This is a genomic window from Nocardia sp. NPDC056100, from assembly GCF_042266325.1.
Lineage (GTDB): Bacteria > Actinomycetota > Actinomycetes > Mycobacteriales > Mycobacteriaceae > Nocardia.
This window is the reverse complement of the sequence record NZ_JBHJVY010000002.1, coordinates 17,103-32,519: the sequence shown is the minus strand read 5'-3', so window position 1 is coordinate 32,519 and position 15,417 is coordinate 17,103. Positions and strand designations below refer to the sequence as shown.

Below are 15,417 nucleotides of genomic sequence, written 5' to 3'. Positions count from 1 at the left end.
ACGACACACCTGCATACGGCTAGCCGTAGAGCCGCGTGAAGTCCTGCCCCGGATCGACATTGGGGACCGTGTAATCCGACGAGCTCCCCTGGACAGGGGCCACCTCGACCGTCGGCTCGGGTTCGGGAGGCAGCGTGCGCCACTTGGCGCGTGGATCATCGTCCTTCGTGTGATCATCGCTCGTCGACATGATGCTCCCCCTCAACCGTGTCGTCGCTCGTCGGCGACGAAATCTCCTGCTGCCGTGCAGTTTACGCCATGCGCAATGCGAGGACATCGAGTGACAACAGCCATGAACCCTGGAACCTGGTACCGCAGAAGCGGTACCAGCCCCAATATCGTTTTCGGGTTACGACCAATGCCCGGGCTGAACCACGTCCATCCAGTGAGTCGGCCAGGTGGCGAGAGCGACGATCGACAGTACGACCAGGTGCACCGGCGCCGCGACGCTCTCCTTGGGTCCGTGGTGGTTGATGATGTGGGTGACCACGGCGCCGGTCAGCACGAGTATCAGTACCGTGGCGCCGAGGAATCGCGCCTGGTGGTACGGAATCACCAGCAGCAGCGCACACACGCCCTCGATCGCGCCGACGACGAAGCGGAACCACGCGGGCCAACCCCAGTCCGCGAACTTGATCGAGTACGCGGGCCCGAAAAACGTAGGCCCAGGCCAAAACTTGGTCACCGCTCCCATCATGAACTCGAGGGCGAGGAACCAGAGCAAGCCGGTCGCGACCCATCCGGGCCAGGTATGCGCAATAGTCATACCGCCATGACCACCCCGAAAGCCGAAGTGTGACACGTCCCGCGACGGCACCGGACGCACCGTGAATTCCGTTGTCACGGTTGCAGCAATCCCACTGGATTGCCGTCCGCGTCGGCCAGCGTGGCGATCAACCGGCCGCCGCCGACATCACGCGGCTCGGTCCGCACCACGGCGCCCGCGGCCACCATGGCAGCGATCTGCTTGTCGATGTCCTCGACATGCCAGTAGCCGATCGGGCCGGTCATCCCCTGCTTCGCGCCATTGGGATCGAGGGCGATGTCCTGTCCGGCAGCCCGGTAACCCACGTAATAGGGAGTGTCCGTGGTGGGTTCGCCGAGCAGCGCTCCGTAGAACGCCCTCGCCTTGACCAGATCGGTGACGGGGTAGACGATGGTCTGCAGTCCTGCGGTCATGATTCGCTCCCTGGTTCGCGGTGCTGTTCGGGTTGTTCGCTCCGTTCATCTACCTGACCGGCGAAATCGGGAGAGTGTGACAGATGGACGAGATTTTTCTCGCGCGACGCTTCGAGGAGTACCGAACGCACCTGCTCGCGGTCGCCTACCGGATACTCGGGTCCGGCAGCGAGGCCGACGACGCGTTACAGGAAGCCTGGTTGCGGTTGAGTCGCTCGGATGCCGAGGAGATCGAAAACCTTGGCGCCTGGTTGACCACGGTGGTGGCACGGGTCTGCCTGACGATGCTGCACTCGCGCAAGACTCGTCGTGAGGAGCCTCTGGACGACCACGAGCCCGAAGAGCTCGTGGCCGGCCCGGAACACGAAGCGGTGCTTGGTGATTCGATCGGGCTGGCGTTGCTCGTGGTGCTGGACGAGCTTTCGCCGCCGGAGCGGCTCTCCTTCGTGTTGCACGACATGTTCGCCGTCCCGTTCGACGAGATAGCCCCGATCGTCGGCAAAACTCCCACCGCGGCAAGACAATTGGCCAGTCGCGCGCGCCGAAAAGTGCAAGGCGCACGAGCTGTCGCAGATCGCGATCGCCAACGCGAGGTGGTGCACGCCTTCCTGGCCGCTTCGCGCGGCGGCGATTTCGCGGCGCTGCTCACCCTGCTCGATCCGGAGGTGGTACTGCGGGTCGACGCCGCCGCGGTGGCCACCGGCGCTTCGACCGCGTTCGGTGCACGCGCCGTCGCCGAAACCTTCTCCGGCCGAGCCAAAGCCGCCGAACTCGCGCTCGTCGACGGTCGCGCCGGACTGGTCTGGGTGGTCGGTGGCACACCGCGGGTGGTCTTCGATTTCACCGTGTCCAACGGCCGCATCGTCGCCATCGACCTACTCGCAGACACAAACACCATCGACTTGATGGAGCTGCAGCTCCAGCCGTGATCCCCCGCGTCGTCACACTTCGACCGCCGCGCCGGTCATGGGAGATGACGGCGCGGCCATCCCGGTCGCGCCGCAGACGCAGGGAGAACTGTCATGCCGATGAACAAAGCCCGCCGGATCGGATACTGGGCCACCACTGTGGTGCTGGGCTTCGTATGGATATCGGGCGGCGTCGCCGACCTGATCCACCGCGGCGGCACCGAGGGCGGCATGGTCGCTCTCGGCTACCCCACCTACGTGATGACGATCCTGGGCTTCTGGAAGATCATGGGCGCACTGGCCATTCTGGCCCCCGGATTCCGTTTGGTGAAGGAATGGGCCTATGCCGGAACGTTTTTCGAGCTGACCGGTGCTTTCGCCTCCCATCTCGCCATGGGATCACCGGTGAACCACCTGATCTACACCGGCGCCTTCGCCCTGTGCGCGGTAGCCTCGTGGGCCCTTCGCCCCGCCGACCGCATGCTCGACATTCCTGGACTACGCCGCCTGCGCCCCAACGATGATCACGCATCAGTGCCCACATCGGGTGAGTTCGTCGGGGTCGGGACCGAGCAGGAAGGGCCCACGGCGTCGAGGTTCAGTCTGGAGAACTGACGTCTAGGTCGCGTTGGCCGCAGCGGACCGCCTGAGCCGCAGGCATCGACGGATATTCAGCGCATGAAGAGCCGGATTACTCTGGCCACCGTCGTGCGAAAGATCAACGGAATGAACACAATACGATGTCTGAACTCTGGAGGTCGAGGTGTTCTAGCGGGCGGCTTCCAGGAGTAGTTCGCCGAGTTCGGCGGGCATGGTGATCATGCAATCGTGCCCGGTCGGTAACTCCCGGACCCGTGCGGGAGCACCGTTGGGCTGGATCGCCGCGATCGGGCGGCGGGCGATGCCCTGCGGTTTCGCGCCGACGCAGTGGATGTGCGTGCGCGCCACGGCATCTGCCGCGGGGTTGTCGAGGTGGACCGGTTGTTGCAGGCAGCGCACGGGATGATCGGACAGCATCGTGCGCAGCCATGTGATGTCGGCCGGGTCGGTGACTCCGAACAGGCCCAGCGGCGCCGGGAGTTCGGGCAGCGGCGGGATGCGCCAGCTGATGCCGGTGTCGGCGGCGGCATCGATCAGCTGCTGGGTGATGGGTTGGACATCGACGGCGGTCTCGCCGTCGCGCGGGACCATCGCGTCGAGATAGACCAGGTGCGCGATCCGTTGCGGAATCTCGTTGGCCACCACCGAGATGACCAGGCCCGCATAGCTGTGTCCCACCAGGATGATGTCGGAGAGGTCCTCGTCCTTGATCAGCTCGACGATGTCCGCGACGTGGATGTCCAGGCCCACCCCGGGTGCGAGCAGATGCGCCTTGTCGCCGTAGCCGCTCAGCGAGGGCGCGTACACGCGATGCTCGGCCGCCTCCAGTAGCGGGACCACTCGATCCCAGCATCGGCCACTGTGCCACGCGCCGTGGACCAGCAGAAATACAGACATGTTCACCCCTTGTCGGTCGGTGCCGAGGCGCCCCAGCCGAGCTGGTTACTTTTGATCCCTCGGTACACTTCAGGAACCACAGCCAGTGTGGTGCGCTCGATCCGAATCGGGCAATACGGCACATTCATGTGCCTCGGTTCCCAGGAGGTAACCATGAACGTCGAGCCCGGCGAGCTTCCGCCGAGTGCGGCCGACGCGTGCCGGACACGAGAAGTCCTCGACATCGTGGGCGACAAATGGTCGCTGCTGGTCGTACGCCACCTCAGCCAGGGATCGCGCCGCTTCAGCGAACTCAAACGCGATATCGACGGCATCAGTCAACGCATGCTCACCGTCACCTTGCGCGCCCTCGAACGCGACGGCATCCTGACCCGCACCGTGCGCAATGTCATGCCGCCCCACGTCAGCTACGCACTCACCCCGATGGGGATGAGCCTGCGCACCGCGACATTGCCGCTGCTGGAGTGGAGCATCACGCACGTGCCCGACATCGATACCGCCCGTGCACAATTCGACACCCGCACCCAACCCGACACCTAGCCTCACGGCGGATACCTGGATGAAGAACACGTCCTTCGCAACCTCGTTCTATCAGGGATTCCACGAACACTGGGCCGAAGACATCCACGACCGCGGCGTGGTGAGCGGCGTCACGCACAGCTTGGGCAATACGTTCTCCAACACCGGCCACGACATGGCCGATCTCGGCGGCAGCACCTGGAACGCAACGAAGAGCGCGACAACCAGCCTGTGGCACAAGGCATTCGGATGAGCGTGAACGATCAGACGTGGAGCGTGCCACAGGTCGAGTCGATCAAGGGGCTCGGGACCTCGTGGTATCGCCGCGGACCGAGTTACTGGGCCAGGCGGGTACTCGCCTCGGTTCTGTGGGCAATCGTCCTGTGCATCGGAGCCCTCCTCGTCGGCGGCCTGGTCATGGCAATCAACAAGGACGCGAACTCGATTGGGCGGATCATCCTGTGGGTCGTGGTGGTCGTGGTGGTCGCAGCCAGCCACTACCTCGGCTTCCGTGACATGAACCCCACACGAGAGCAAAGCCCTCCTCGGGATCGGCATCCCGGTGTCACTGGCACCGGGCTGGGTGCCGGGGTTGCCGCGTTCGGTGGTTCCGCGCTGGGGGCCGGGCTGCTGGCGATCGGCATGTTCGTCGGGGTGGGCTGGTTCACGGCCATGTTCGTGTTCTCGCTGGCTCGCTACACCTCCGCCCCCGAACACCAAGCCGCACAGAAGATGCGGGAATGGTATTCACAGCACCCGGCGATCCCCGACAGCCAGCGACCACGCCAATTCCGGCGCAAAGCGCTCGGCGCAACGGCCTGACGACGTGACCTGACCGCTGTCCGTTGGCGGGAACCCGAGGCGGGCGACAGCGAGAAGCGTGCATCTTGCAGGCAAAGGACAGTGCAGCGGAGCGGAGTCGACCGCCCCGCTGCGTGTGTCAGCGCACCTGATGGCTGCTAACCGTCAGCGATGTAGACGTTGCTTCGCGACCTACGATGTCCTGACCGGACCGCTGGCAAAATGCGGCGAGACGATCTGTTGCAAAGTTCTTCGTGGCGACCCCGATTTTGGCGACTCTCAACGACGAGGTCTTGTCGTTGAAGTCATCCGTCCCAACTGATGTGGGATCCGTGCGACGTGCGTCTAGTGGCCAATATCTTGCGTGGATTTGATGAGTAGGTCTGCGGCTGTGGCGATTTGGGCGTCGGTGATGGCGAGTGTGTCAGTCTCGTTGATGATGGTGAGTCCGCTGACCCAGGGGTCGATGCGGGTTGCGAGATCCACGACGCCTTTGGTTTGGATCGGACTTTGTTTGATGCGCGCGTCGCTGATCCAGATCTGGGTGCTGTGCCCCGGCAGGGGCACGAGGTTCATCTCTTTGACGTAGGCGGGTAGCCCGCTCTGGTCTTCATCAGGTTTCGTTCGCCGCAACGAGGCGTGCGCCGTGATGTGTTTGGCAGGCTGGGAGAACACACAGGTAGCACCGCCATCGGCGTCTGGCGTGATGGCAGAGTCCGCCGTACCGCGGATGTACGACAGAGTGACGCCGTCGATGAGGAAGGCCGTGCGAAAGAAGTCCAGCAACGGCGCGCAAAAATCCTTCTGCGTATGTACCGCAAGGGTATTGGTGCCCGAGGTTGTTCCACACGCCGTGGTCGCCGCGGCGACGATCAGCATCGATGCGGCGAGCAGGCGTCGAGCGTGGTGCTGATCAGGGTGGCGGCGGGTCATCGAACGTGGCTCCTGCCTGTCTGGATGGTGGCGCGTTCGGCCTGCCGCAACCTGGCCGGTCCGAACGACGCTGAAACCAGCGTGAGTACGTGATGTATCGATGTAGTAGCAGCCACCGAGTTGCCTTACCGCCGATGACGTTTGCCCCGCCGCGTCTGTACCGTCTCGCCATTCTGGACAAATGGTGTGCCGCAGCCCCGAGGGCTGCGTTTATGCTCAGAGCATATGGCCAGTTCAGCGATATTCACCGTAGACAGAGTTCTCGGCGAGGAACCCTTCGCTGAGCTGGGGATGCTGGGGCAGGTGGTTACTCGGGGCGAAATCACTGTGGCAGCCGGAGATGTCGGCCGACTGCGATTCGATATCGGCAGCCAGGCAGGAGACTGGTCGGCCGGGTGGCAGCTCGGCGTTTACGGGCCAGACGGTCGCTGCAGGCATGTGATGTCCACGGGGTATCCGGTCCATTCGATCGATTTCCATCCGACATTGCCACTCATCGCGATCGGCGTCGGGGATTATGACGGCGGCTATTTGTTTAAAGGTGAACTCCTGCTGCTCAATCCCGAGTCGGGGCACCTTACCCGCGCACTCCATGACGAACGCGAGGTTCGGAAGGTGCAATGGCACGGAGAGCACATGCTCCGGATGACCCTCGGGCCGGTCAGCGACCGTGACATCGAGCAGCCGTGGACCCGAGGAATCGACGTGACAATAGAACGCAGCGACTGGTCTGCGGTCTCCGAACACTCGATCGATCGGGCCGAACTGACCGGGCCGGAGATCGACTGCGAGCAAGTGACCAGGCTGGCGAAAGTCGATCAGACCTCGCGCCGCCAAGTGTGGGACATGGCTCGGCTGGCCGACGGCCGCGTGCTGGCAGCCTTGGGTGGCGTTCAACTGGAGTCGTGGCTGCCTTCCGGCGAGCGCGAGTGGGTGCTCACCTCTGAGTCGGTCGGCAGGCAGATCGCAGTGTGCGCCGATCAGCAATCGGCATGGACCAATACCGCATCGGATCAGGTCTGGACCAGCTCAGGGTTGATCGACCCTTCCTCCTCAGTGGCCAGGGTCTCGCTGGCTGACGGACAAGTCATCGAAACGCTGGCCCCGGGCTTCCCGGTGATCGCCACGCTGGATACCAAAAGGTGGCTCGCTCTACGCAATTCGACGTACGCGGCGAATCCCACCGAGGTGGTCCTGATTGGACCGGACAATCAAAACGTCCAGTCGGTGACGCTCGGCCGCCTCGACGCTCTCAACTACTCATTCCAGGTCCGCCACGCATCCACGCTCCACTTCGTCAGCGGTTCCGGCGACAGTATCTGGAACGGCACCACCCAAGTCGTGTCGGTCGACGCGACATCGGGGACCGTGACGTCCCTGTTCCCGCTGGCATGGGGGGACCAGCCCGACGGCTACGCATGCAGCGCCGGTCCCGCTATCGAGGTGCGCGACGCCATGATTCATGCAGGCGCTATTTCGAGCAATCGTGCAGCGCTGCCAGGGAACCGGTTCGTGGTCCGGCGACACCTAGACGATGGCACACCCGAGTGGGTCTTCACCGCCGACCACCCGATTACCGCGCTCGACGGCAACGACGAGACGGTATTCATCACGCTCCACTCCGGCGAACTGCTCGCTCTCGACGCCGCGACCGGAGAACTGCGATGGCGTCAACCACTAGCGATACGTGAAATACCTGTGGTGCCAATGTCATTGGTCGTCGAGCCGAGCCGCCTGCTGATCGGAACTCTCGATGGCCGAATCCTGGACTGCTCCGTCCGGGCATGGGATGCCGAATAGCGAGCCTCGCCTAGCAGGGCCCGCTTCGGGGTTGCTCTCCATTCGGAGATTCGGCGGTGCGGAAGGCTCATCAGCCACGGCGACCGGCCGCTACTGCGAATTAGACTGTCTTGCACCAGAATTCAGCGATTCATTCGCCTACAACACGCAAGGTCAGCACGGTCCGTCAAGGATCTTCGACGAGATCGGTAGGAGGTAGTCGTAGATGCTGGGGACTCGGCCGCCGCCGTCGAGGAAGAGCTTGAACTGGACCGGGCCCGTGGCGGTGACGACGAGGCAGTAGTGGGTCGCATGCGCAGCCGACACGTTGAACGAGTAGACGTTGTCGGCGCTTTGCAACTCATCGACCGAAAGGTCGGCCGCCGGGTAGCCATGGGTGTTGACGTCGCGAACATAGTCCGTGACAGCGGAGTTCAGCCTGTCCGAGACATGCTTCATGTCCACAGGCTCTATCTTGCCGCCCGTGCCGACTTCGACCGAGCTGCCCAATTTCCGTGCGACAGCCTCTAACGCCGGGCGAGAGTTGGTCAGGCCCAACAGGTTTCCGCTCGCAATATGGTTGGCCCCGAACCCGAAGCACACCAGGACGACACCGCCGATGACCAGGAGTGCTCGCCGTGAGGTGAACTCGGCGTCACTGGGCTCATTCGCGTCGGGGTTGTTGTACTTCCAGGATGCCGTTGCCTCCCATAGGGATCGGGGGTCCACGAAGATGCCGAGCAGAAAGAAGAGGGCTCCGGAGCAGATCAGAAACCAACCGATGAACCATGCCATGCAACCGGTCCTTCGTCGTTAAGGCGGGAGGCAAATACGTTTTCAGTGTGGTCGCTACGCGTGTGGCGTAATCGAAAGGGTAACCTGCCCCTCGTTCGAGTGGACCACGGTGCCGACCGGTGAGCGGATCGCGACCGCGTTGCGGAGCGCCTCCACCGCCAGGGCGGCGGACATGCGTTCGTCGATCGAGTAGCCGACGAACCGGTTGGAGAAACAGTCCCTGATCGCGCAGAGATAAGGCTTTCCTTCGCCGGTCCGATGTTCGGTGATACCAGTGAGCCACATCCGATTTGGTACAGCTGCTGCGATGGGGCTGCTGCGGGATCGGGTGACAGTGTCACATATCGCTGCAGCAGCGCCATCGCCATCGCCATCGCGGGCTGTGCTTGTTCGGCGCGTTCCCGGGAACCCCGTGATGAAATGCGATACACGGTCACGTGAGCTGATCGAGCTTGGGACTGCCGAGCTGACACGTCATCGTTCGTCTGGTCCGGTCCAGGGTTCGATGATCCTCGGAGTGCCCTCGGGTTGTTCCTCGTTGTCGAGGTAAATCGTGTACAGGCGTTGTTCGGCGAGCAGATAGACGTCCGGGCACCCGTCGATATCGACGGGATCGATGTCGCCGAGATGCGCCAGATCAGGTACGAAGACATACGAAGGGTCGTCGGTCCGCACAAGGGTTTCCAGACGTTCGATCTTGCCTGTCGTTGGTGCTTCGGCGTAGGCGATCATCGTCAACTCGATGCCGAATCGTGTTGCGGTGTCCCACATCTGGTGTTCGATCTCCGAGCGCCGGTCACCGGCGAGGGTTTTGCTCACGTATCCGATTGCGCGCATGGTTTTCGCTCTCCACAATGTCAGGGGCTGCAAGACCCCCGGGGCAAGTACTGGTCGAATAGGTGTTGCGGTTGCCTGTATCAACCGAACCCCGGGGATCATCGAGTTCTCAGTCCTGGATGCTGCCCCTAGGCCACCTCCGTTTCCTCCCGAGCATCGTGCGGTGGCCTATCGTGGTTGGGCCTGTTGGGCCTGGGGGCGACGTGAGTCCAACGCGTCCTGAAGTTCCTTCTCCGACAACCGCAATCGCCACCGGTACCGCATCGCCGGGTCGGCGGTCTGAAGCTCGGCGAACGCGGTGACATCCACCGAATCCCCGCCCAGGTGGCCAAGATTCGGCGTAATCACGATCCCCGCATCCACCTTGCGGACAGTGGTGTACAGGGTCCGCAGGTGCGCACCGTCCGAGTTGCCCAAGACAATCACGTCCGCGACCCGTAACCCGAGGTCATGCGCCCGTTGGCGAGAGTGGTACTCCGCCCAGTCCCGGTCGGCTTTGGTGGTCAACACACCCAGATTGATGTAGATCACGGCCTTCTCGGCGCGGTTCATCTCCACCCCTCTCGCCGCTGGTTGACAGTCTGAGGTGCCTGAGATTTTCGCCTCGTGTTCGGTCAGAGCCATCGATGCTCCTTCGCCGTTGTCGCCGTCTTTTCACCATGGGTGGCTGCTTGGGGCGGGACGGCGAAGACCGGCCCCAAGCGCCTACAGGAACCGTACGAACCAGGTGTGTTGCGCTGCTATCGAATTGCGCCAAGTTGCGCAGATCATTGACGAAAATTGCTCTGAACAGGGAGGATTGACATCGTCATCAGCAACGATTCGAGCTAGGTGTCATCATGCATGTTGAATTTCTCGGCGGCGACTCCGGCGGCCAGGGCTCACCGCGCCTGTATGTGACCGATCGCAGCACCTTCGCTGTTCAGGGTTGGAAAACACCACACACCAACCAGATTGAGATCCCGCATCGTCTACTTCGCTACGCGCAGCCCGGCACCTGCCTGGCAGGTCTGCAGGACACCGGACACGGGACGTTTCTGTTGTCCGGGACACCTGTGACAGATCCGGAGGCGCTGGAAATCATGAGAATTCCCGGACACGAGGCCGCGGTCGAGGTCCCTATTTCGCAGGTGGTGACACCAGATGCGCCAAGTCCTCGGGGGTGAGGAGTTCGATCGGCTGCTCGATCAAGCGAAGGCACGCGCGTTTCATCTTGAGACGCGCGACGACTACACAGCAGAGTCCGAAACCGATTCGCTGAGAGCCTTTCTGGCTGACGAGTCGATCGATCCTGGCGGTAACTGGTTCGAGCCCTGGGTCGGCCAGGTTCGCCGAATGCGTGGACGCGGTGTCGCTGTTCAAAGGGCTCGGATCGTGTCGGTTCCACACACTGGGTACACCAGGTACCTGCTGGCACTCGCACGCAGCAATGAAGAGGCCGGCGAGGAGATTCGATACCTCGCTCGCTCCGAGGCAGACTCGGCCGACGCGGTCAGCGATGACTTCTGGCTGCTCGATGACCAGTTGGTGTCGTTCAGCCTGTTCGACGACCGCGGCTTGTGGGTCGGAGGAGCCGTCACCGAGGATCCGGTGATCGTGGCGTACGCCGCCAGTATCCGAGACCGGGTGTGGGCCACCGCGATCCCCTATGGAAAGTATCTGGTACGTAGTTCGACGTGACCGAAGTTCTGCGTGCACGAGCTGCTCTGGGTGCCCGGCTGCGTGAGCTCCGAAAGGATGCTCGCTTGGACGGCGCCCAGTTCAGCGTGCTCGCAGGGTGGAACAAGTCCAAGACCAGCCGAATCGAACTCGGCAGGCAAACTCCGAACGAGTCCGACCTCGAGATTTGGTGTCAGACGTGTCAGGCACCGTTGGCGTTGCCTGACCTGCTTGCGTCCCTGCGGAATGTGGAAGCTCAATGGGCTGAGTGGAAGCGGATAGCCGCGGCGGGGCATAGTCGACGCCAACGTCGGCAGGTGGACCTTGAAGGACGGGCAGCTCTTCAGCGGACCTACGCGCCGATCGTTCTCCCGGGCCTGCTGCAGTCCGAGAACTACGCTCGCGCGGTTCTCTCGCAATGCATCCGGTTTCTCGGCACACCGGATGACTTGGAGGACGCAGTCGCTGCGCGCATGCGTCGCAAGGAGGTCTTGCGGCGGCCTCGGCACAAATTCGTTCTGCTAGCGGACGAGGCTGCCCTCTACAAGACCGTCGGTGACTCATCAGTGATGGCAGCACAGCTGCAGGATCTGCTCGACTCGGCGTTCGAGCTCCCTCGGGTCTTGTTCGGGATCGTGCCGCTCAAGGCCGAGTTCACCTATCTCACTACATCATTCGACCTGTTTGACAACCGCTTGGCGCTAGTGGAAACGGTCAGCGCAGAGCTCACTGTCGTCACTGCGTCCGAACTCGCACTGTATGAACGAGTGTGGAGGTCGTTGCAGGGGCAGGCGGTCTACGGTGAACGGGCTAAGGCAATCGTCGCCGCCGCGCTCAGCAGTCATCGAGCCGACGGGTGACGAGTCCGAAACACGTACCCAACGCTCACCGCGCGGTTCTGTCGCGCAGGATCGCGGTCAGCAAGGCCGCGGATGCGGCGATGGCCGCGGTGACGCTCTGGCGGGCCTGTCTCAGGCTGAGCCGGCGGCACAACGCCCAGCCAATGCTTGCGCCCACATGCCATGGCAGACCAGCAGGTCGCTCACCCGCTGCTCAGATGCTGGACCAGCTGAACGCATCCACACATCCCTCGCCCTCGCCCGCGACCGCGACCGTACCAACAACTCCCACTGAACACGCGGCAATGTCGAGCGCGACGCCCACATGTGGCCTGCCAGCGCCATCAGAAGGTTGCGAGCGTCGACGGCACGTAAGATCAGCTGACCGTCGTTTTCAGGGGGCTGAGGTGGGTTTGTTGCAATCAGGGTCGGCTGGATACACCGAATCGTTGGCTACGAAGATGGACCGGTTGGCCGATGTTTTGACTAACAGCCGGGCCGAACTGCGCGCCGAGGGCGTTTATGTCGATGTGTATGCCACCGGTCAGGTCAGGGCGATAGTGATCGACGAGGACATCGCTCCGGACATCGGTCACCTCGGGGCGGTGATCACCGATTTGATCAACCGAGCGCGTGAACAGGCACAAATACAAGCGGCGGAGCTCGTGCACGAAGTGCAGTCCGATCCGCGGGTGGCTGTGGTGGTCGAGCGGCTCGGTGACGCACCCGAGCGTGCCCTGGCGCAGCCTACGGCCAGTGAAAATGTGTGGGACTTCGATGACGACCCTTATCGGCGAAAGTCTCGAATCGCCGACTGACCGGCGGCAACGACCGATGGTTGTGATTGGCCAGAGCTGACCGATACTCAGCATGCGCCACGCTTGTTCTTTTATGGAGAACGGTTTTGGGCATGTTCAGTAGAGTGTCGATGAGCAGCTCAAGATCGACACTGACTTAGCGGGGGGACTACCAGTGAGCGACGACGAATACCTATATGTGGATCGCGAGCGGGTTCGCGCGCTGATCACCACGTTGAACACCAGTGCCGATACCCTCGGCGCCGTACACGTGGATCAGCAGGTCGGCGCGGTCTCGAACGCGGTCGCGGGCACCGGGGTCGGGGCGGCGTGCTCGGCAGGTGCGTCATCTGCGGCTACTTCAGTCGAGTCCTGCGTTCAGCGGGTTCGCACCCTCGGGGCCAGTACGGCCTCGGGTTTGGCGACGGTGGAAGCCACAGACCAGCACAACGCGGGACAGTTCCCGCCCGGGAACTGAGCTGATGGGCGAGACCGCGGTTCCGACGGTGTCCCAGGTGAGCAGTTGGCAGCTCGACACTCTCGATACTCAAGCCACCACCTGGAAACAGCAGTCCACAACACTGAAGACCGAGCTCGACGGCATGTACTCCAACGTCGGCAATTCGGTGGACTATCTGGTCGGCAAGTTCGGCAACGGCATGCGCGACAAGGGTTTGGTGGTGCGTGATGACGGCTACAAAACCGTCGGAGCGCTCGAGGCCGCCGGCTCCGCGATCGCGGTGGGCTCGCCTGGCATGAGGTTCGCGCAGCAAACGGTGAAGCAGACCATCGCCACGCTCACCGCCGAGGGATACAAGTGGGGCGAGGACGGCACAGTGGCGCTCTCGCTATCCCAAACGGCAAATGCGTTGTCGGACAAGGACAGTAGCAGCGCGACAGTCAAACTCGCTGCGCTGCAACGCCAAGCCGACCTCTACACGACCACTCTCAAAGGCGCGCTACACGCCGCCGCGGTAGCGGCGCAAGGTGTGGCCGATGGGGTGAGCAACGCCTTCAGCCAGCTACCCCAAGCCGCGCAAGGGGCCAAGCCTGGCTCGTTGACCGATTTCGGACTGGCTACCCAGCAAGGCGGCGATGACGGCAAGCTCGTGGCAGGCGGCAAGGCCACTGACGCTCAGCTGCAAGCGATCTCAGCACGCTTGTCCGCAGCGGGAATCACCCCGGCTGACGTGGAGGCGATCAACGCCGGTCAGCAGGTCACGCTGTCGGAGGCGCAATGGAACTATCTGCACTCGTTCTACAACACCGCCGGGCTCAATGGCCTGAGTTCGATGACCGACCGTCTCACCACGATCGGGGACACGACCGCGGCGGCGACCGTACCGAATCAGCTCAACACCCTCGCCAATCCGAATGTGCACTCGGCGGGCACCGAGAAGGTGATGGGCATCCCGTTCCATCCTCAGGGTGGGATGGATCAGCTGCCCTCGGATGTCCGCAATGCGTTGAACAAGGACTATGAAGTCCACCAGGGCAAACCGTCGAAGAACCTGGGTGCCGGGGATCTGGTCCAGGTCACTCATTTGATGGAGAAGGCCGACGCGCGATCAGCGCCGGGCAGCGACATCAACAAGGCGTTGCTGGTCCAGGCAGGCAAGCTCTCGGCGCAGTTCCAGCCCAGCGATTTCGTCAACGCCGATGTCGATTCCCGTAATGGCAGCGCCGAAAGCCTTCTGCAGGAAATGGTTTCGGTCGGGGGCAACGACAAGATCGCCGTACACGACATCCTCACCGGCGCCGGTCTGCCCGAGGGCACCAGCAACGAAAAGCTCCTCGACGGGCTCATGCACCACCACTGGGTCGATGACGGTAAACAGGTCAACAAGATGTTGTCGTGGATCGGGACCGACGCCACCAACCCCGACATTCACATCGCCGAACGCGCGGGCCAGGCCGCCACACCACTGGCGGCGTACGTGGGCTCACACGGATCGAGCCTGCTGAACCTGGACGGGGCCAAGACGCACTCACTGGGTGATGTCAATCCTGAGATCGTCAAGGGACTCAACACCGCCCTGAACCCTTACATCCCCGAACTCGTCGGTGTCCCCGACAAGTATCTGGACACCAAGGGATTCATCTCACCGGACGGCATCACCGCCACGGAAATGGACAAGAGCAACCTGCCCAACGCGCAGAAGATCTTCGCGGTGATGGACACCAACACCGAAGCCGCCACCGATTTCAATAGCAAAGCTCTCCTGGCTGCCGACCAACTCGACCGACTGTGGGTCCACTCGGTGCTGACCGATCCCGCCCACGTCGACGGGGCTCTAGCGACCCGGTCGGGCAATCTGTTCGGGCTCGTGGACAAGGGACTCGATCTCGAGATCACCGCCCGCAAGGACGCCGACATCGGTGATGCGATCCACGGGTTCTCCGAAAAGGGAAGCGCCTACGACTCGTTCAAGACCGCTGTCGGGACCGGCGTCAAGTACATACCGATCGCGAAGGATATTCTCGGCCCGATGATCGACGCGTCGAACGGCTACTCCAAAGCCAACATCATCGGCTACTCATATGAAACGCCACACGCGCCGAGCAAGCCCTTCGAGGCTGTGGACTACACCTCGGCGCGGCAGTTCTATCAGGTCGCCCAGGCACTGCAGGGCCAGGACGGAACCCTCGCGCATGACCCGCAGTACAGCAGTCTCTTCGATTCCGACGGCCATCTGAAAAGCTACGAAGACTCAGCCCGATCCGCGGGCGACCAGAAAGAACTCCACAGCTGGCTACAGAACATCCTGAACTCCTACCGAGGAGGAGCTCTGCGAGATTCACTGCAAGACATGGCAACCAATGTCCAAGTCGGCCGTTCGGACATCAAATGAGCACACACACCCCGCACCAACG

20 protein-coding genes and 1 pseudogene are annotated in these 15,417 nt (G+C 62.7%); 12 read left to right on the top strand and 9 right to left on the bottom strand.

Annotated features, from left to right (window positions below):
* Nucleotides 1–19: 19 nt before the first annotated feature.
* The 3 genes from ACFC0O_RS11740 to ACFC0O_RS11730 all read right to left on the bottom strand — a co-directional run bounded on the left by ACFC0O_RS11740 (nucleotide 20) and on the right by ACFC0O_RS11730 (nucleotide 1,179).
* Complete coding sequence (locus ACFC0O_RS11740; RefSeq protein WP_375956257.1) at nucleotides 20–190, bottom strand: hypothetical protein; 171 nt, start codon at nucleotides 188–190, stop codon at nucleotides 20–22.
* 159 nt (nucleotides 191–349) lie between these two features.
* Entirely contained in the window at nucleotides 350–766 is a 417-nt protein-coding gene (locus ACFC0O_RS11735) for a DoxX family protein (protein WP_375956254.1), read from the bottom strand.
* Nucleotides 767–840: 74 nt separating this feature from the next.
* Nucleotides 841–1,179, bottom strand: coding sequence for a VOC family protein (locus ACFC0O_RS11730; RefSeq protein ID WP_375956252.1), 339 nt, complete (start codon nucleotides 1,177–1,179; stop codon nucleotides 841–843).
* 83 nt (nucleotides 1,180–1,262) lie between these two features.
* On the opposite strand from ACFC0O_RS11730, the gene ACFC0O_RS11725 reads away from it, so the two are divergent.
* Entirely contained in the window at nucleotides 1,263–2,108 is an 846-nt protein-coding gene (locus tag ACFC0O_RS11725; RefSeq protein WP_375956249.1) for a sigma-70 family RNA polymerase sigma factor, read from the top strand.
* Nucleotides 2,109–2,201: 93 nt separating this feature from the next.
* Entirely contained in the window at nucleotides 2,202–2,702 is a 501-nt protein-coding gene (locus ACFC0O_RS11720) for a DoxX family protein (RefSeq protein ID WP_375956246.1), read from the top strand.
* Between the two features lie 153 nt (nucleotides 2,703–2,855).
* On the opposite strand, the gene ACFC0O_RS11715 is transcribed toward ACFC0O_RS11720, so the two are convergent.
* The gene (locus ACFC0O_RS11715; protein WP_375956243.1) at nucleotides 2,856–3,584 is read right to left on the bottom strand and encodes an alpha/beta hydrolase; all 729 of its coding nucleotides are present in this window, start codon (nucleotides 3,582–3,584) and stop codon (nucleotides 2,856–2,858) included.
* A gap of 153 nt (nucleotides 3,585–3,737) precedes the next feature.
* Here ACFC0O_RS11715 and ACFC0O_RS11710 point away from each other — a divergent pair, with 153 nt between their 5' ends.
* The 3 genes from ACFC0O_RS11710 to ACFC0O_RS11700 are packed head-to-tail and all read left to right on the top strand — an operon-like array spanning nucleotide 3,738 to nucleotide 4,925.
* Nucleotides 3,738–4,124: a winged helix-turn-helix transcriptional regulator gene (locus tag ACFC0O_RS11710; RefSeq protein ID WP_375956240.1), complete on the top strand. Its 387-nt coding sequence runs from the start codon at nucleotides 3,738–3,740 to the stop codon at nucleotides 4,122–4,124.
* A 19-nt stretch (nucleotides 4,125–4,143) separates the two neighbouring features.
* Entirely contained in the window at nucleotides 4,144–4,356 is a 213-nt protein-coding gene (locus ACFC0O_RS11705) for a hypothetical protein (RefSeq protein WP_375956237.1), read from the top strand.
* Complete coding sequence (locus ACFC0O_RS11700) at nucleotides 4,353–4,925, top strand: hypothetical protein (RefSeq protein ID WP_375956234.1); 573 nt, start codon at nucleotides 4,353–4,355, stop codon at nucleotides 4,923–4,925. The genes ACFC0O_RS11705 and ACFC0O_RS11700 overlap by 4 nt, the downstream gene beginning before the upstream one ends.
* A gap of 324 nt (nucleotides 4,926–5,249) precedes the next feature.
* Here ACFC0O_RS11700 and ACFC0O_RS11695 read toward each other — a convergent pair whose 3' ends face one another.
* A complete protein-coding gene (locus ACFC0O_RS11695; RefSeq protein ID WP_375956231.1) occupies nucleotides 5,250–5,837 on the bottom strand; it encodes a hypothetical protein in 588 nt (195 codons plus the stop codon).
* 225 nt (nucleotides 5,838–6,062) lie between these two features.
* On the opposite strand from ACFC0O_RS11695, the gene ACFC0O_RS11690 reads away from it, so the two are divergent.
* On the top strand, nucleotides 6,063–7,637 hold the full coding sequence (locus ACFC0O_RS11690; protein WP_375956228.1) for a hypothetical protein: 1,575 nt from the start codon (nucleotides 6,063–6,065) through the stop codon (nucleotides 7,635–7,637).
* Nucleotides 7,638–7,790: 153 nt separating this feature from the next.
* Here ACFC0O_RS11690 and ACFC0O_RS11685 read toward each other — a convergent pair whose 3' ends face one another.
* From ACFC0O_RS11685 to ACFC0O_RS11670, 4 genes and pseudogenes are all read right to left on the bottom strand, one after another.
* Entirely contained in the window at nucleotides 7,791–8,411 is a 621-nt protein-coding gene (locus tag ACFC0O_RS11685; protein ID WP_375956226.1) for a hypothetical protein, read from the bottom strand.
* Between the two features lie 87 nt (nucleotides 8,412–8,498).
* Nucleotides 8,499–8,705: pseudogene (locus ACFC0O_RS11680) on the bottom strand (DDE-type integrase/transposase/recombinase); the annotation flags it as partial.
* 180 nt (nucleotides 8,706–8,885) lie between these two features.
* Nucleotides 8,886–9,248: a hypothetical protein gene (locus ACFC0O_RS11675; protein WP_375956223.1), complete on the bottom strand. Its 363-nt coding sequence runs from the start codon at nucleotides 9,246–9,248 to the stop codon at nucleotides 8,886–8,888.
* A gap of 168 nt (nucleotides 9,249–9,416) precedes the next feature.
* Complete coding sequence (locus tag ACFC0O_RS11670; protein ID WP_375956220.1) at nucleotides 9,417–9,872, bottom strand: hypothetical protein; 456 nt, start codon at nucleotides 9,870–9,872, stop codon at nucleotides 9,417–9,419.
* A 215-nt stretch (nucleotides 9,873–10,087) separates the two neighbouring features.
* On the opposite strand from ACFC0O_RS11670, the gene ACFC0O_RS11665 reads away from it, so the two are divergent.
* The 6 genes from ACFC0O_RS11665 (at nucleotide 10,088) to ACFC0O_RS11640 (ending at nucleotide 15,395) form a co-directional block, all read left to right on the top strand.
* Entirely contained in the window at nucleotides 10,088–10,414 is a 327-nt protein-coding gene (locus tag ACFC0O_RS11665) for a hypothetical protein (RefSeq protein ID WP_375956217.1), read from the top strand.
* Complete coding sequence (locus tag ACFC0O_RS11660) at nucleotides 10,392–10,928, top strand: DUF6879 family protein (RefSeq protein WP_375956214.1); 537 nt, start codon at nucleotides 10,392–10,394, stop codon at nucleotides 10,926–10,928. The genes ACFC0O_RS11665 and ACFC0O_RS11660 overlap by 23 nt, the downstream gene beginning before the upstream one ends.
* Entirely contained in the window at nucleotides 10,925–11,767 is an 843-nt protein-coding gene (locus ACFC0O_RS11655) for a helix-turn-helix domain-containing protein (protein WP_375956211.1), read from the top strand. The genes ACFC0O_RS11660 and ACFC0O_RS11655 overlap by 4 nt, the downstream gene beginning before the upstream one ends.
* A gap of 440 nt (nucleotides 11,768–12,207) precedes the next feature.
* On the top strand, nucleotides 12,208–12,564 hold the full coding sequence (locus ACFC0O_RS11650) for a hypothetical protein (RefSeq protein WP_375956208.1): 357 nt from the start codon (nucleotides 12,208–12,210) through the stop codon (nucleotides 12,562–12,564).
* 154 nt (nucleotides 12,565–12,718) lie between these two features.
* On the top strand, nucleotides 12,719–13,021 hold the full coding sequence (locus tag ACFC0O_RS11645; RefSeq protein ID WP_375956205.1) for a hypothetical protein: 303 nt from the start codon (nucleotides 12,719–12,721) through the stop codon (nucleotides 13,019–13,021).
* 4 nt (nucleotides 13,022–13,025) lie between these two features.
* Nucleotides 13,026–15,395 (top strand): hypothetical protein, encoded by a 2,370-nt coding sequence (locus ACFC0O_RS11640; protein ID WP_375956202.1) that lies wholly within the window; start codon nucleotides 13,026–13,028, stop codon nucleotides 15,393–15,395.
* The last annotated feature ends 22 nt before the right edge of the window (nucleotides 15,396–15,417 follow it).